Annotated in this window: 19 protein-coding genes; 15 read left to right on the top strand and 4 right to left on the bottom strand. The window is 65.9% G+C overall.

Annotated elements, in window-relative coordinates:
• Nucleotides 1-178: 178 nt before the first annotated feature.
• Together ACIBCN_RS38140 and ACIBCN_RS38135 are read left to right on the top strand one after the other, a co-directional pair.
• The gene (locus tag ACIBCN_RS38140; protein ID WP_396996962.1) at nucleotides 179-1324 is read left to right on the top strand and encodes an LLM class flavin-dependent oxidoreductase; all 1146 of its coding nucleotides are present in this window, start codon (nucleotides 179-181) and stop codon (nucleotides 1322-1324) included.
• 17 nt (nucleotides 1325-1341) lie between these two features.
• A complete protein-coding gene (locus ACIBCN_RS38135) occupies nucleotides 1342-2559 on the top strand; it encodes an FAD-dependent monooxygenase (protein WP_396996960.1) in 1218 nt (405 codons plus the stop codon).
• Nucleotides 2560-2752: 193 nt separating this feature from the next.
• On the opposite strand, the gene ACIBCN_RS38130 is transcribed toward ACIBCN_RS38135, so the two are convergent.
• A complete protein-coding gene (locus tag ACIBCN_RS38130; protein WP_396996958.1) occupies nucleotides 2753-3217 on the bottom strand; it encodes a hypothetical protein in 465 nt (154 codons plus the stop codon).
• A gap of 325 nt (nucleotides 3218-3542) precedes the next feature.
• Between ACIBCN_RS38130 and ACIBCN_RS38125 the strand changes: the two genes are divergently transcribed.
• Nucleotides 3543-4622 (top strand): ADP-ribosylglycohydrolase family protein, encoded by a 1080-nt coding sequence (locus ACIBCN_RS38125; RefSeq protein ID WP_396996956.1) that lies wholly within the window; start codon nucleotides 3543-3545, stop codon nucleotides 4620-4622.
• 72 nt (nucleotides 4623-4694) lie between these two features.
• Complete coding sequence (locus ACIBCN_RS38120) at nucleotides 4695-5315, top strand: hypothetical protein (protein WP_396996955.1); 621 nt, start codon at nucleotides 4695-4697, stop codon at nucleotides 5313-5315.
• 46 nt (nucleotides 5316-5361) lie between these two features.
• On the opposite strand, the gene ACIBCN_RS38115 is transcribed toward ACIBCN_RS38120, so the two are convergent.
• A complete protein-coding gene (locus ACIBCN_RS38115) occupies nucleotides 5362-6081 on the bottom strand; it encodes a haloacid dehalogenase type II (RefSeq protein ID WP_396996953.1) in 720 nt (239 codons plus the stop codon).
• Nucleotides 6082-6134: 53 nt separating this feature from the next.
• Entirely contained in the window at nucleotides 6135-6533 is a 399-nt protein-coding gene (locus tag ACIBCN_RS38110) for an NUDIX domain-containing protein (RefSeq protein ID WP_396996951.1), read from the bottom strand.
• A 173-nt stretch (nucleotides 6534-6706) separates the two neighbouring features.
• Between ACIBCN_RS38110 and ACIBCN_RS38105 the strand changes: the two genes are divergently transcribed.
• The 11 genes from ACIBCN_RS38105 (at nucleotide 6707) to ACIBCN_RS38055 (ending at nucleotide 13865) form a co-directional block, all read left to right on the top strand.
• On the top strand, nucleotides 6707-7492 hold the full coding sequence (locus ACIBCN_RS38105) for a DsbA family protein (RefSeq protein WP_396996950.1): 786 nt from the start codon (nucleotides 6707-6709) through the stop codon (nucleotides 7490-7492).
• Between the two features lie 65 nt (nucleotides 7493-7557).
• Nucleotides 7558-8223, top strand: coding sequence for a peptidylprolyl isomerase (locus tag ACIBCN_RS38100; RefSeq protein ID WP_396996949.1), 666 nt, complete (start codon nucleotides 7558-7560; stop codon nucleotides 8221-8223).
• A gap of 93 nt (nucleotides 8224-8316) precedes the next feature.
• The gene (locus tag ACIBCN_RS38095) at nucleotides 8317-8610 is read left to right on the top strand and encodes a hypothetical protein (protein ID WP_396996948.1); all 294 of its coding nucleotides are present in this window, start codon (nucleotides 8317-8319) and stop codon (nucleotides 8608-8610) included.
• Between the two features lie 80 nt (nucleotides 8611-8690).
• Nucleotides 8691-9476, top strand: coding sequence for a 2-phosphosulfolactate phosphatase (locus ACIBCN_RS38090; RefSeq protein ID WP_396996947.1), 786 nt, complete (start codon nucleotides 8691-8693; stop codon nucleotides 9474-9476).
• A gap of 83 nt (nucleotides 9477-9559) precedes the next feature.
• Nucleotides 9560-10015, top strand: coding sequence for a peptide-methionine (R)-S-oxide reductase MsrB (msrB, locus tag ACIBCN_RS38085; protein ID WP_396962102.1), 456 nt, complete (start codon nucleotides 9560-9562; stop codon nucleotides 10013-10015).
• The gene (msrA, locus tag ACIBCN_RS38080; protein WP_396996945.1) at nucleotides 10012-10527 is read left to right on the top strand and encodes a peptide-methionine (S)-S-oxide reductase MsrA; all 516 of its coding nucleotides are present in this window, start codon (nucleotides 10012-10014) and stop codon (nucleotides 10525-10527) included. The genes msrB and msrA overlap by 4 nt, the downstream gene beginning before the upstream one ends.
• Nucleotides 10528-10705: 178 nt before the next feature.
• Nucleotides 10706-11272: an RNA polymerase sigma factor gene (locus ACIBCN_RS38075; RefSeq protein WP_396996944.1), complete on the top strand. Its 567-nt coding sequence runs from the start codon at nucleotides 10706-10708 to the stop codon at nucleotides 11270-11272.
• A complete protein-coding gene (locus ACIBCN_RS38070; RefSeq protein WP_396996942.1) occupies nucleotides 11269-11958 on the top strand; it encodes a Rieske (2Fe-2S) protein in 690 nt (229 codons plus the stop codon). The genes ACIBCN_RS38075 and ACIBCN_RS38070 overlap by 4 nt, the downstream gene beginning before the upstream one ends.
• A 139-nt stretch (nucleotides 11959-12097) precedes the next feature.
• Nucleotides 12098-12514: a cupredoxin family copper-binding protein gene (locus ACIBCN_RS38065; RefSeq protein WP_396997117.1), complete on the top strand. Its 417-nt coding sequence runs from the start codon at nucleotides 12098-12100 to the stop codon at nucleotides 12512-12514.
• Entirely contained in the window at nucleotides 12511-13455 is a 945-nt protein-coding gene (locus ACIBCN_RS38060; protein ID WP_396996940.1) for a metallophosphoesterase family protein, read from the top strand. The genes ACIBCN_RS38065 and ACIBCN_RS38060 overlap by 4 nt, the downstream gene beginning before the upstream one ends.
• On the top strand, nucleotides 13452-13865 hold the full coding sequence (locus ACIBCN_RS38055) for a hypothetical protein (RefSeq protein WP_396996939.1): 414 nt from the start codon (nucleotides 13452-13454) through the stop codon (nucleotides 13863-13865). Before ACIBCN_RS38060 ends, ACIBCN_RS38055 begins: the two co-directional genes overlap by 4 nt.
• A gap of 136 nt (nucleotides 13866-14001) precedes the next feature.
• On the opposite strand, the gene ACIBCN_RS38050 is transcribed toward ACIBCN_RS38055, so the two are convergent.
• Nucleotides 14002-14211: a hypothetical protein gene (locus ACIBCN_RS38050; protein WP_396996938.1), complete on the bottom strand. Its 210-nt coding sequence runs from the start codon at nucleotides 14209-14211 to the stop codon at nucleotides 14002-14004.
• Between the last annotated feature and the right edge of the window lie 6 nt (nucleotides 14212-14217).

Below are 14217 nucleotides of genomic sequence, written 5' to 3'. Positions count from 1 at the left end.
CCTCGATACGTTGACAGCAACTGGAACACGTGTCAATTCTGTAGGCTCTAGCTGATCGATCCGACAGAGTCGCTCGCGGTAGGCAGGGGCCACCGAGACAATCACCGGACGCGGGCGGGGGTCGTCGGGATAATCGGTGGGGTGCGTGCCGCGGCACGCCGGTCGAGAGGAGACCTTCGTGTCCGAATCGCACAATTCCCGATCGTTTGCCGTAGGCACCATGGCCGGAGTGAATCCGCCGCTGGGTGCCGCGCGCTTCCTGGTGCGGATGGCTCGGCTCGGCCGGTTGGATTCCGTGCTGGCGCCGGATCATTTGATCAGCGTGTTCCCCAAGGCCATCTGGGATACCGATTTCACCCCGCAGGCGAAGACGCTGCACAGTCCGGACGAGCAATTCGATTACGCGCCGCTGCTCGCGCATCTGGCCGCCGGGGCCGGGCGGGTGCAGTTGGGGGTCGGCGTGACCGATCCGCACCGCAGGCATCCGGTGCTGCTGGCACAGACCTTCCTCACGCTGGCACATATGACGAAGGTGCCGCCGATCTTGGGCCTCGGGTCCGGCGAGACCGAGAATCTCGATCCGTACGGGTTCACCTGGAATCGTCCGGTCGATCGCCTGGAGGAGGCGTTGCAGGTGATTCGCGCGGCACTGACCGACGCGAAATCCATCGACTTCGCCGGAAAGTACTACCGAATCGACAAGGCGCCAATGGATTTGAATGCTCCGGCGGACCGGATGCCGCAAATCTGGCTCGGCGCGCACGGGCCCCGCATGCTCGAACTGACCGGGCGCTACGCCGACGGCTGGTATCCGTGGGAGACACTCTCCCCGGAAGAGTACGAGCGCCGACTGAAGCTGGTGCACACCTCCGCCCGCGCCGCGGGTCGCGACCCCGACGCGATCGTCCCCGCGCAGATGGTCCAAATGCTCACCGCGCGAACCCGAGCCGGGATCCGGCGACTACTGCGCGCCCCGGCGGTCCGCTACCTCGGCTTGCTCGCACCGGACACCGTGTGGGCGCGCTACGGCGTGAAACACCCTCTCGGCGAAGGCTTCCGCGGCCTGATCGATCTGATGCCGCACCAGCTCACCAAAGCCGAGGTGCAGGCGGCGATCGCGGAGGTCCCCGACGAGGTGCTGCACGACTGGCTCATGATCGGCACTCCCCCAGAGATTCTCGCGCGCATCCGCACCCTGGCCGACGCGGGGTTACGGCACGCCATCGTCTTCCCCACCGGCGCCCTGGTATCCAGCGCCGACGCGGCATTCGGTTTCGGTGTGGTGCTCTGGCTGGCGGCACGATTGCGGCGACAGCCGACGTGAATCGCGAGGGCGGATCGATGCGCATCCTCATCTCCGGCGCAAGCATCGCCGGACCGGTGCTTGCCTACTGGCTCGACCGGTATGGCTTCGACGTCACGGTCGTCGAACGCACCCCGGCACCACGCAAGACCGGCGGCGGTCATGCGGTAGATCTGTTCCGTCCCGCCATGCGGATCGTGGAACGGATGGGAGTGGTCGACGAGATCCGGGCGAAAGCCACGGGGACCGACACCCTCGTGCTGCGCCGACCCGGCGGCAAGCCGGTGACCCTGGATCTACGCAAACTCTTCACTGCCGTGTCCGACGATCACGTGGAAATCATGCGCGACGATCTGAGCGAGATCCTCTACAACACAACCAGTTCCGATGTCGAATACCTCTTCGCCGACTCGATCACCGCCATCGGCGACGATGGCGAGGTCACCTTCGAGCGCAGCCCGGCGCGGCGCTTCGATCTGATCGTCGGGGCCGACGGGCTGCACTCGAACGTCCGCTCATTGGTGTTCGGCCCGGAGTCCGGGTTCACCACCTGGCTCGGCGCGTATCTGGCGATCTTTTCCGTACCCAACCATCTCGAGCTGGATGGCGTGATGGAGATGACCGTCGATCCCGGCCGGGTCGCGGGCGTCTACAGCGCCGCCCATATGGACGACGCGCGTGCGGGATTCTTTCTCCGCACACCACAACCGTTGGACTATCACCACCGTGCCATCGACCAACAGAAAGCATTGCTGCGTAACCACTTCCACGACATGCAGTGGGAAGTTCCCCGGCTGCTCGCCGAACTGGACCACACCCCATCCTTCTACTTCGATTCCATCACGCAATTACGATTGGAGACCTGGTCCCGTGGCCGGGTCACCCTGGTCGGCGACGCCGCGTACTGCCCAGGCCCGGCGGTCGGCGGCAGCACCAGCATGGCGGTGGTGGGCGCCTACATTCTCGCGGGCGAACTGGCCGCGCACGCCGGCGACCACACCGCCGCCTTCGCCGCATACGAAGCCGAGATCGGTGAGTACGTCCGACGCAGTCGTGGTTTCGCCCGCACCGCCGCGAAGACCCTCGTCCCCGCAGGCCGCTTCGAGGTGTGGGCCATGGTCAACGCCATCCGCCTGATCACCGCGCTGCCCGCGCCCGTAAGCCGGGCAGCCGCCAAGCTCAACACCAAAGGCGTGCGCCTACACGATTCGTTCACGCTGAAGGACTACGCGGCCTTCGACAGAATGCATGAATAACGCTGTTGGACAAGTGATCACGGGGAACTGATGCTGTTGGCTTCTCGGCCGATGCCAGCACCCGTACCCCATGATCGGCCGACCAACAGTCAAGCTGGCGCGGTACTGAGACGAGGTCCAGTTCGGCCACCTTTGACCAGGTCCTGTTGTTGCTGCTGGCCAGATGCGGTAGGTCTTGACCTCTGTCGAGGATTCAGGGGTAGTCCGGTGCAAAGTCTGGACCTGATTCGGTCTCCACTAGTTGCCAACCGAACGCATGCAGGCTGATGTCATCTCGGGCACCGAACTGCCGCAACAGATCCGCGACAGAGCTGACCGGAAGGCGGTCGGCGACGGCGTTGAACAGTATCGATGGATCGACTCCCAGCCTTTCCGCCACGACGAAATGAACTGCGATGCCGACCATCAGGTCGCGCGGATCGCCGGGGGTTTGCAACTCCGCCGCTGCTGTTGCCAGCAGTGCATCTGTCAGCCGGGCAGTCGAACCTTCGCGCAATGCCACGGTGGCTTGTCGCGCACCGTATCTGGCGAGTGCGACGTTGTCGCGCCTGTCCAGGGTTTCGAGGAAGCTCTCGCTGATCGTGTCCGGAATCCGCCGCAGGATGGCTTCTGCTCGCTTGTCGCCATCGGCAGGAATCCGGACAAGGTTGGGCTGCACTGTCGCAGTTTAAGCAGAATTTGCAGCGACCGTCTTTCGTTCGACTACGACACCCAAACACGTTGCATGGGTTCCCAGTTCGTACCTCCGCCACTGGAGGCAACCGAACCGAAGCAACCCTCATCCACAGGATTCGAGGGGGTGCGGCAACAGCCGCTGGGAGTTGCGTGGGTCTGCCGCTGGACCCGCACGCCGGGCGAAGGACCTCGACGTGAGTCAAAAGGTCGCCTCTTCAAAAGCAACCATTCAACTCACCTCGACTCGGCCGGCGTTACTTTGTAGGTGCTGGGACAGGGGTGGGGCGGATCGGTAATGATGTTGTCTTATGGTGGATTACGCGACGACATTCGACCGGGTTCGAGGATCTCTGGTGGGTGGGGCGATTGGGGACGCGCTGGGGTGGCCCATCGAGTTCTTGAAGTGGGGACAAATTCAGGGACGGTACGGGGAGCAGGGGGTGACGGGGTTTCTGCCGCAGCACAATGCGGGTGCGCCGCAGGAGATTACCGATGACACGCAGATGACGCTGTTTACCGCCGAGGGGTTGTTGCGGGCGGCGGCGGGAGCCGACCCGGTGCCTGCCATGCGGCGGGCCTACCTGCGGTGGTTGCAGACTCAGCGGGAGGAAGGGCCTGCGGCGCATACCGATGGATGGCTGGCGAGTTTGCCGTTTTTGTATGCGTCTCGGGCACCGGGGAACGCGTGTATGTCCGGGCTCGCCCGGCAGTCGCGGGGATATGTCGCGCCGGAACCGTTCGGCGAGAACGGGCCGGTGAATCCGCACTCGAAGGGGTGCGGGACGGTGATGCGATCGGCGCCGTTCGGGCTGGCGGGGATGGGGCCCGATCAGGCGTTCCACACTGCGGCGCGGGCCGCGCAGTTGACCCACGGCCATCCGACGGGATATCTGGCGGCAGGCGCGTTCGCGGCGATTCTCGATCGCGTGGTGAGCGGCACAGCATTACCGATCGCGGTGCGGGAGACGATCGCTCAGCTCGACGGGGTCCCGACGACCGCGGAGACGGTGGCCGCGTTGGCCAAGGCCGTCACGATGGCCGAGGAACCGCCGACGGCAGAACAGGTCGAGCAGGTCGGCGCGGGGTGGATCGCCGAGGAGTGCCTGGCCATCGCGGTGTACTGCGCGCTGCAGGCGGCGAAGTCCGGCGATGTGCGCGCGGGCCTGCTGCTGTCGGTGAACCACTCCGGTGACTCCGATTCCACCGGCTCGGTGGCGGGCAACCTGATCGGTGCCGTCCACGGTATCTCCGCGCTGCCGATGGACTGGGCGTCGACGGTCGAGGGCCGCGACGTGCTGATCCAGGTCGCCGATGATCTTGTCATGAACTTCGGTCTCGGCGACCGGTCCGGACTCGACGCGCGCTTCCCGTTGGACGCGGGCCTGTGATCGGTTAACAACGTGCCCGAACCGATCGATGAACAACAAGATCGTTGGGGTGGACTCGACTTGGGAGACGATATGAAGCCAATGGTGTTGGCTATAGCGGCAATCGCCGTGGTAGGTGCGTTGACTGGATGTTCGGACAGCGGGAAGGGCACTGTTACCAGCGGCTCATCTGATGCGGGCGTACCGGTTTCCGCGGGCGCCACGGAAAGCGCACCGCAAGGTAATTCGACCGCGGCACCGGAGACCGCGGCCGGCGCCGCCACCACAAAGCTGCCGTCGCGGGACGACGCGACCGTGGACGCGCGGGACTATGCGAGCGACGGCAAGTACTACTTCCAGTCGCCGAGCGGCAACATACTGTGCGGGTTCATCGAGGCCGACGGCATCGGCACCGGTTGCCAGCTGGCACACGCGTCGGTGGTACCCGCGGAGCTCCCCGACTGCGGCACTCGCGCCAACCGCGCGGTATCGGCGCAGATACTGGGCGGCAAAGGGCAATACCGCTGCCTGAGCCAGGGCATTTTCGTCGGTCCGCCGCTGGATGGTGGCAATCGGGGCGGGGGCAAGGTGCTCGGCTACGGCCAGACCATCATCGTCCGGGGCACCGCGTGCACCTCGATGTCCGCCGGCGTCAGGTGCGATCAGGGTGGCCACGGATTCTTCATCGCGGCGGACGCGCAGTCGCTGTTCTGACCGAAACTCCCCGGCGCCATCGAGCGCCGGGGAATCTCGGAACCGGTCAGCAGCCTAGGGTTTCGGCAAGCTCGATGAAGCTGCTGACGGTCAGATCGCTGCGTGTTTCGTCGGCGCGATCGGCCTTGTGCTCCGGCCCCTTCTCCAGCGGGCGCTCGAGGAAGGCGGTGCGCATGCCTACGGCGCCCGCGGCATCGATATCCCAGGTGTGCGCCGCGACCATCAGGACCTGGGCGGGCTCGACGTCGAGCAGGCCGGCGGCGGTGCGGTACACCTGCGGCTCGGGCTTGTAGCTCTGTGCCAGTTGCGCGGACAGGATGCAGTCGAACGGCAGCCCCGCCGCCTTGACCAGCCGGGTCAGCAGCGCGAAACCACCGTTGGACAGGGCGGCCAAGGTGTACCGGTTGCCCAGGCGGGCAAGACCTTCCACGGAGTCGGGCCAGGCGGGCAGCAGATGCCAGGCACGGACCAGACGGCCGCGCGACTCATCATCGAGGGCGGCACCGTGGCGGTCCAGCAGCTCGTCGAGCGATTCCCGGTGCAGCGTGTCGAGGTAGACCCACGGTCGCTCGCCGTCTCGAATGCGTTGCATGCCAGGCAAATACATGTCGCGCCACGCGTTGGTGAAGGCCGCGGCGTCGAGATCGACACCGGCCGTGCGGAATACCTCGGCGGCCTGTTGGGACACCCCGGTGTACCAATCCACGGTGGTGCCGAAGATGTCGCAGGCCACCACCTGGATGGCCGCTCGATCGAACTCGGACATCTGTTCTTCCTTCCATCCGACAACAACATCGCACAGATCGACGCCCGGTGCTGCTACCAGTCGACGATCCCGAGCTCGTGCAGCTTGCGGAACACCAGCATCGAGCCGGGCGCGACCTGATCCATCGCGGCGTACTCGCGCACCGTGAAGTAGCGCAGCTCAGCGATCTCGCTGGTCGGCTGCGGCTCACCATCCAGTTCGGCGGTGAAACACGTCATGTGCAGCCGGGTTCCCGCGGCGTGGCCGACGGCCTGCGCCTCGAAAACGCCGAGCTGGTCGAAGGACACGACGCCGACGCCGAGTTCCTCGCGCACTTCGCGATGTAGTGCGCCCTCGGGCGTCTCGCCGGGATCGATCTTCCCGCCCGCCATGTAGAAGATGTCCTTGCCGATCGATCGCGTCTGCAGCAGACGACGATCCCTGATGTGGGCCAACGCGGCTGTGCGAATCACCGGACCACCCTACTTTTCCGGCTCTGGTCGCGGGCAAGCGAATATCCGTCAGGGTGTCGGCAACGGGTACTGGATGTGTACTCGACCCGGTCAGCGGCACCAAACCGGTCCGGCAACCACTATCGTGACGGAACGAAACTGTTCAATTGGCGAGAAGCACGGGGGAATTCACGGTGAACACCACTCAGGGTGGCTGGTCGACCCTCCCATCGGAGTCGGAGCGCGCCCGGCACAATCGCAAGGTTCTGGTCGGGCTCGTGGCGGGCGGGGTGCTCTTCGCGCTCGTCGCGGCGGTCTGCGTCGGGGTGGTCGCACGGGACCTCACCAAGGACTTCATCGGCACGCCACGACCGGTCCAGAATGCCAGCCCGGTTCCGGTGGCCAACCAGCTCCCCGCCGCGCCCGCGGGCGTCACCGACATCGGTGGGATCCGGATCGGTGACCCAGGCGCGAAGGTCACTGTCCGCGTCGTCGCCGACCTGCAGTGCCCGGCCTGCAAGGGTTTCGAGGCCGCCAACGCCAGGGTGCTCGAGGACGCCGCGACCAGCGGTTCGGCCCTCGTCGAATACAACGTCATCTCATTCCTGGACCGAGCGTCGAGCACGCAGTACTCGTCGCGCGCGGGCAACGCGTCCTACTGCGTCGCCGAAGCGGACCCATCGAAGTACCAGGCCTGGCTCGCCGCGATGTTCGAGCAGCAGCCCACCGAAGGCGGTGACGGCCTCCCCGACGACCAGCTGATCGAGATCGCCCGCACCGCCGGCTACGCCGATCCCACAGTGGCCCAGTGCATTACCGACCGTAAGTACGACGCGTACCTGCACAGCAAGACCACCCAGATACTCGCCATCGGCATCAAGTCCACCCCGTCGGTGTTCATCAACGACCAGCAGGTAACCGACGCAAAGCAGATCTTCGCCCCGGACGGTCTCGCACCCCTGATCACCGCCGCCCGGTAGGGGTTGCTCGGCCGGATTGCCGCTTTGCCGAATGTTTTTCGGCGCTATCGGCTATTTTGCACGCTATGTATTCACGTTGGGGCGCCGCGTTCGCCATCTCCGTCCTATCGTTGTCCGGCCTGGTCGCGGGCACTGTTCCGGCATCGGCCGGGCCGCCCGTGGTGTCGTGCAGCTTCACGCCGACCGCGCCGGACAATCCTGCCGCCCGGCCGGTGGTGTCGCCGCCGCCGGTCGCGCTGGCCGTCGGCACCATGGATGTGACGTTTCAGTTCAACTATGGCCCGGTGACCCTGCGGCTCAACCGGGGCGGGGCGGCACCGTGCGGGGCGCAGAACATGGCAAGCCTGGTGCTGCAACGCTTTTACGATCAGAGTCAGTGCTGGCGGCTGACCGACAGCGCTCGGCTGGGCGTGCTTCAATGCGGTGACATTGTCGAGGTGGAAAAGGGCGGTCCCGGCTACCAGTTCCCCGACGAGGTCGACGGTACCGAGACCTACGAGCGCGGCACCGTCGCCATGGGCAATCAGGGCCCGGGCACCAACGGCAGCGAATTCTTCATCGTGCACTCGTTCGCGCATATCCCGGCGAACTACTCGGTGCTCGGCCAGGTCGTGAGCGGAATGGACGTGCTGGACCGGATGGTCGCGACGGGGATCACGCCGACCGAGCGCGGTCCGCTCGACGGGCTGCCTGCCGAGCCGGTCGTGATCAACGCCGCCCGTCTGGGGTAGCCCCGCCGAGCAGGTCGGATGTCGCGAGACCCCAGAGTTGGGGGGTGCTGCGAGGCAAACGGTTTCACGTTGCGGTGCGGTAGCTTCGTACGAGTGAGTACATCGAAAAGCAGTGTGAAGCGTGGGATCGGCAGTGTGGTCTTGGCCAGCGGAGTGGTTTTCGGCGTGTTGGCAGGATCGGGGACGGCGGCCGCGGAAAGCGGGCCGGCCGTCAGCAGTGCGGTCGGTACGTCAGCGATAGCCGACGATGGTTGCACCTTCTCGTCGGTCGGTGGTTCGTGCACCGATCCGGGGCCGGTGGGCGGCGCACTGATCGCCTTCAAGAATTGGCTGAAGACCATGGGGTACGGGACCGGAAGCTCATCGGGGACCGCCTACTTCTTCTGACGGTTGCGCCAATGCCCCCGCTCCAGCGGGGGCATTGCCATTCCTGGGTCAACGGGCTGGTTTTTGGGAGGGGAACACCGATGCCAGAGATTGCTGAATGGTCGAAACAACTTCCGTGGGGAGTTCGGGTCGACTGGGGTTTGGCGGGTGCGCGGGCTTTAGGGCCCGATAGCGCGGCCCTCGCCGTTGTCGATGTGCTGTCGTTTTCGACGTCGGTCTCGGTGGCTGTCGACGCGGGGACCCGGGTCTTTCCGTATCCCTGGCGTGACGAGACCGCGGCGCAATTCGCGGCCGACCGTGACGCGCGATTGGCGGTCGGGCGTACAGCCGTGTCCGAGCGGCAGCCGTGGTCGCTGTCACCCGCGGCGCTGCGCCGGGCACCTGCCCCGGCACGTCTGGTGTTGCCCTCACCGAATGGTTCGGCGATTTCCGCCGCCGTCAGCGAAGTACCGGTGCTTGCGGCATGCCTGCGCAACGCGTCCGCGGTTGCTCGCTGGATGGTCCAGCAAGGGTGGGGCACCGCCGAGCGGCCGATCTCGGTAATCGCCGCGGGCGAGCACTGGCCCGGTCAGGACGTTCTGCGGCCCGCGATCGAGGACTGGTTCGGCGCGGCCGCGGTCATCTCGGCCCTCGCCGAGAACGGTGCCGGGCCGCTGTCGCCGGAGGCATCGGCGGCCAAAACCACCTATGACGCGACCGCCGACGTGCCTTCGCTGATCACCCACTGCGCCTCCGGACGCGAACTCGCGGAAATCGGATTCGCCGACGACGTTGAAGTCGCGATCGAAATCGGCGCGGGCGAGGTAGTACCGGTGCTGGTGGACGGCGCTTTTACCGACGCGGCACACTGGTGTGGCGGACAATGATGACCGAAATGTGACGTCGGGCCCGCCGGGGACTTTCCGTCCCGGAGCACGAGTTATACGTGGGGCCGATATGAGGAGGTCATGTGGCACAGGAATACAACAGGAATCCCGCGGCCGTCGCCGCCCTGTCACCTGAGCAGTACCACGTCACCCAGGAGAACGGGACCGAGCGGGCGTTCACGGGCGAGTACTGGGATAATCACGAACCAGGCATCTACGTGGATGTGGTGTCCGGTGAGCCGTTGTTCGCTTCGGTCGACAAGTTCGACAGCGGATCGGGATGGCCGAGTTTCACCAAGCCGATCGACGCCGGGAATGTGGTCGAGAAGCGAGACTTCAGTCATCTGATGATTCGCACCGAGGCGCGTTCGGCGCACGGTGGCAGCCATCTCGGACATGTCTTCACCGACGGACCGCGCGCCGAAGGCGGCCTGCGGTATTGCATCAATTCGGCGGCGCTGCGCTTCATCCACCTCGATGACCTCGAGGCGGAAGGTTACGGGCAGTTCCGGACTCTGTTCACGAAGGAGGATGCGTGACTGACACGCGCAAGGCGATTCTGGCCGGCGGATGTTTCTGGGGCATGGAGGAGTTGATCCGCCGGCAGCCCGGAGTGGTGTCGACGCGGGTCGGCTACACCGGCGGGCGCAACGACCACCCCACCTACCGCAACCATCCCGGCCATGCGGAGGCCGTGGAGATCGCCTACGACCCCGCCCAGACCGACTACCGTGCGCTGCTGGAGTTCTTGTTCCAGATCCACGATCCGACGACGAAGGACCGCCAGGGCAACGACATCGGTAGCAGCTACCGATCGGCGATCTTCTACCTCGACGAGGACCAGAAGCGGGTCGCGCTGGACACCATCGCCGACGTGGACGCCTCGGGCCTGTGGCCGGGCAAGGTGGTCACCGAGGTGACGCCGGCCGGCGAGTTCTGGCAGGCCGAGGCCGAGCACCAGGACTACCTGCAGAAGTACCCGGACGGGTACACCTGCCACTTCCCCCGCCCCGGCTGGAAGCTGCCGAAGCGGGAAAACGCCGCGAAGTGAGCCGTCGTGCCCAGCAAAGATGTTCGGGCACAAGGTGACTGAGTAACTGCACAACCGACTGCGCCTCCTGCTCCAGGGGGCGCAGTCGTCATTTCGCCGGTCCCATTGAACCGATGACGGTGTAACCACGTGCGACACCTAAGAGGGAGCGTGGTTACACCGCGCTCAGAAGGTGGGCATGGTGGGACGAACGGGATCCGAGCCGTCGCGGAAGGAACCGGGGCCGAGCCGGGAGTTACGGCTGGTCTCCGGCGACGGCTATCCCGACTGGGAGGCCGTCTATCGGGACAACGTCTCCTGGGTGTTCGCGCTGATGTTCGCCAAGGTCGGGAATCGGCCGGACGCCGAGGATCTGACCGCCGAGGTGTTCATGGCCGCGCTGAAGCCGTTGCGGGTGTCGGCGAGCGTTGCCGAGGTGCGCGCGTACCTGCGGGCCACCGCGCGCACCGTGCTCGCCGGATACTGGCGGACGCGGATGGGCCGGGAGATCACCACGATCGAGGACGATATCGTCGATGATCGGCCGGACCTCGAGCCACCGGATCCCGCCACCGCGGTGCGGGCGCGGGCGGTGCTGGACCGGCTGCCGGATCGCTATCGCCGGATACTGGAGCTACGGTTCCTGCAAGGGCTGTCGGTGCGCGACGCCGCGCAAACGTTGGGTGTCAGCGTGGCGAACGCGAAAGTGCTGCAGCATCGAGCATTACAGATGGCGGCACGGGCGAGTGCGGGAGGTGTCGAGTGAGCGGGCGAGACGTGCGGCGGTACGTCGAGCAGTTGCTGTCCGGGCGCAGACCGCGCGCGTTCCAGCCCGACGCGGACGAGGCCGAGCAGATGCGTACGGCCATCGACCTGCGCGCCGCACGGCTCGGCAGCCAGGCACCCAGCGAGGAATTCCTGGCCGACCTGCATCGCCGGCTCGCTACCGAACTCGACGGCGCCGCAACCGAATCCGACTCCGGCGTAGCGACCCCGCGCCGCCGGGTGATGCTCGGGACCTCGGCGGCCGCGGTGGCGGTGGCCGCCGGTGCGGCGATCGACCATGCCGTCGCCGGACGTGAGCAATCGAGCGAGCCTGCGGCACAAGAGACCTTGACGCCGAACAACGGTGCCTGGCACGCGGTCGCGGCCAGCTCCGATTTCCCCGAGGGCGGCATCATTCACTTCGACGTCGGCACACTGAGCGGATTCGTGCGCCGGGTCGACGGCGTTGTGTCGGCCGTGTCCGGGGTGTGCACCCATCAGGGCTGCAAGCTGTGGCTGGACTCCCCCGCCGCCCAGCTCCGCTGCCCATGCCACTCGACCTCGTTCGCCGCCGACGGCCGGGTGCTCACCCATCAGCTGCCGATTTCCCCGGCACCGCTGCCAAGGCTGCAGGTGCGTGAAAACAACGGCGCGATAGAGGTATTCGCGCCGACCGAGCCCGCCTGAACCGACGGTGTAACCCCGGTCGCTATCTATCGGTGAGGGCCCGCACCAGCGGGCAGACCCACCCGGATGGAGGACCGGATCGATGAGACGTATCCCAGGCGGCCGACGAGCAATAGTCGTCGTCGCGGCGGCGGTAATGATGGCGGTCGTGAGTGCCTGCGGCGGCCAAGGCTCGACCATCCCCGCGCCGACCCCCGTATTCGCTTCCGGCACAGAGACTCCCGGGTTCGTGCCGGGCGGCGGCATGCCCGGTGCCATGCCCGGCATGTCGACGCCGCCCCCGGCGCAGGCGGCCGCGCCGGCCGGACCGAACGCCGTGAATATCGATAATTTCGCCTTCGCGCCGGCCGCTCTCACGGTCAAGGCGGGCACCAAGGTCACCTGGGTCAACCACGACGAGGAGCCGCACACCGTCGCCGCCACCGACGGCAGCTTCCATTCGCCGGGAATGGGTGCGGGCGCGACGTATTCGTTCACCTTCGCCAAGGCGGGCACCTTCGCCTACATCTGCTCGATCCATCCGTTCATGAAGGCAACGGTGGTGGTCACGCCATGAACGATCGGCATCGAGAACACACCGATCCGCAGGCGATGACGCGGCGACAGCTCATCCGGCACAGTGCCTGGTTCGGTGCCGCGGTGGGGCTGACCGTGATCGGCGGCGAGGTCATCTCGCATGTCGCGGGCGCCGCACCGGCCGTGGCGGACGATCGCCCGACCTTGCGCTTCGCCCAGCTCAGCGACAGCCATATCGGGTTCCAGGGCACCGCCAACGCGAATGTCACCGACACCTTCACCGAGGCGATCGGTCAGGTGAATTCGCTGGGGTACCAACCGGATTTCGTCATCCACACCGGCGATCTCACCCACCTGGCAACCCCGGAACAGTTCGACCAGGTCGCGCAGATGATGCAGAGTTTGCACACGCCGCACGTGTTCACCGTTCCTGGAGAACACGATTCGACCGACGACGCCGGTCAGAAGTACCGTTCGGTGTTCGGCAAAGGTACCCGCGGCGACGGTTGGTACAGCCTCGATATCGCGGGCGTCCACCTGATCGCCCTGGTGAACACGCTGAATCTACAGACGCTCGGGCATCTCGGGCAGGACCAGTTGGAGTTCGTGCGCAAGGATGTCGCCGGGCTGTCCAGTGACACACCGATCATCGTGTTCAGTCACATTCCGCTGTTCGCGATGTACCCCCAATGGGGTTGGGGCACCGACGATGCCACCGAGGCGCTGAGCTATCTGCGGCGATTCTCCTCGGTCACCTGCCTCAACGGTCATGTGCACCAACTGTTCACGAAAACCGAAGGCAACATCACCTTCTACAGCGGCACCACCACCGCCTATCCCCTGCCGAAGCCCGGTGACGGGCCGACGCCGAAGCCGGTGACGTTGCCTGCGGGAAAGCTGCACGACGCCTTGGGGATTCGCGAGGTGACCTATCAGAAGGGGCAGCAGATGCTGGCGATCAAAGAACAGATGCTGACATGAGGCGCCTGCTCTCGGCTGATCTGTTCGCCCGCCTGGGGATCAGCGCGAGCCTGGCGGTCAGCGGTTACCTGCACGCCGACCTCTATGGCCGCGGATATCGCTACATCCACGTCGTCGGGCCGTCGTTCCTGCTGCAAGCTGCGGCTTCGTTCACGCTCGCACTGTTACTGCTGGCCGGCCCGTGGACCTTGCGGGTGGCGGCGGGTGCGCTGTCCGTCGGCGCGTTGAATGCGTTCGTATTGTCACGCACCACAGGACTTTTCGGGTTCAGTGAGGCGGGTTGGGAGCCGTCGCCGCAGGCTGCGTTGAGCGTGGGTGCGGAGATGGTCACCGTGATCCTGTGCGCGGCCTCTCTACTGTTGTACCGGACGCGGCACAATCGCGATGTGACATCGAACTCTATTGCCTGACAGCGGCATCGGCAACCGGATCATCGCCGGTCGCCGATACTGCTTCCGGTCAGTCCGCTACGGTGACCGCCCGGCCGAGGCGGTTGGCGAACAACCGACCCGAGTTGTCGATCTCGAATCCGGGTACCTGTTGCGCTTAGCCCAACTCGACTTCGTCGTATCCGACAGTCAGGCTGTGCCGACGCTCACGCAGCACGTTGCCCTCGCGATGGACGGTCCCCTCGCGGAAGTCGATGCGCAACTTCGCGCGACGGGCATAGACCTCCCGTACGACCCCACAGATCCCGCTGAACGGCCCCTCCGGGAAATGGACCACATCGCCTGGCGCATATTCGGTAAACCCCACACCGCC

Origin of the sequence: Nocardia sp. NPDC051052, from assembly GCF_044456045.1 — a bacterium.
GTDB lineage: Bacteria > Actinomycetota > Actinomycetes > Mycobacteriales > Mycobacteriaceae > Nocardia.
Note: the sequence above shows the minus strand (reverse complement) of the source record. Positions and strands in the feature narration are given on the sequence as shown.

Coding starts and splice junctions, on each gene's coding strand:
- ACIBCN_RS38135 (WP_396996960.1), top strand. CDS start 1,342: ATGCGCATCCTCATCTCCGGCGCAAGCATCGCCGGACCGGTGCTTGCC.
- ACIBCN_RS38125 (WP_396996956.1), top strand. CDS start 3,543: ATGGTGGATTACGCGACGACATTCGACCGGGTTCGAGGATCTCTGGTG.
- ACIBCN_RS38120 (WP_396996955.1), top strand. CDS start 4,695: ATGAAGCCAATGGTGTTGGCTATAGCGGCAATCGCCGTGGTAGGTGCG.
- ACIBCN_RS38115 (WP_396996953.1), bottom strand. CDS start 6,081: ATGTCCGAGTTCGATCGAGCGGCCATCCAGGTGGTGGCCTGCGACATC.
- ACIBCN_RS38100 (WP_396996949.1), top strand. CDS start 7,558: ATGTATTCACGTTGGGGCGCCGCGTTCGCCATCTCCGTCCTATCGTTG.
- ACIBCN_RS38090 (WP_396996947.1), top strand. CDS start 8,691: ATGCCAGAGATTGCTGAATGGTCGAAACAACTTCCGTGGGGAGTTCGG.
- ACIBCN_RS38075 (WP_396996944.1), top strand. CDS start 10,706: ATGGTGGGACGAACGGGATCCGAGCCGTCGCGGAAGGAACCGGGGCCG.
- ACIBCN_RS38065 (WP_396997117.1), top strand. CDS start 12,098: ATGGCGGTCGTGAGTGCCTGCGGCGGCCAAGGCTCGACCATCCCCGCG.
- ACIBCN_RS38060 (WP_396996940.1), top strand. CDS start 12,511: ATGAACGATCGGCATCGAGAACACACCGATCCGCAGGCGATGACGCGG.
- ACIBCN_RS38055 (WP_396996939.1), top strand. CDS start 13,452: ATGAGGCGCCTGCTCTCGGCTGATCTGTTCGCCCGCCTGGGGATCAGC.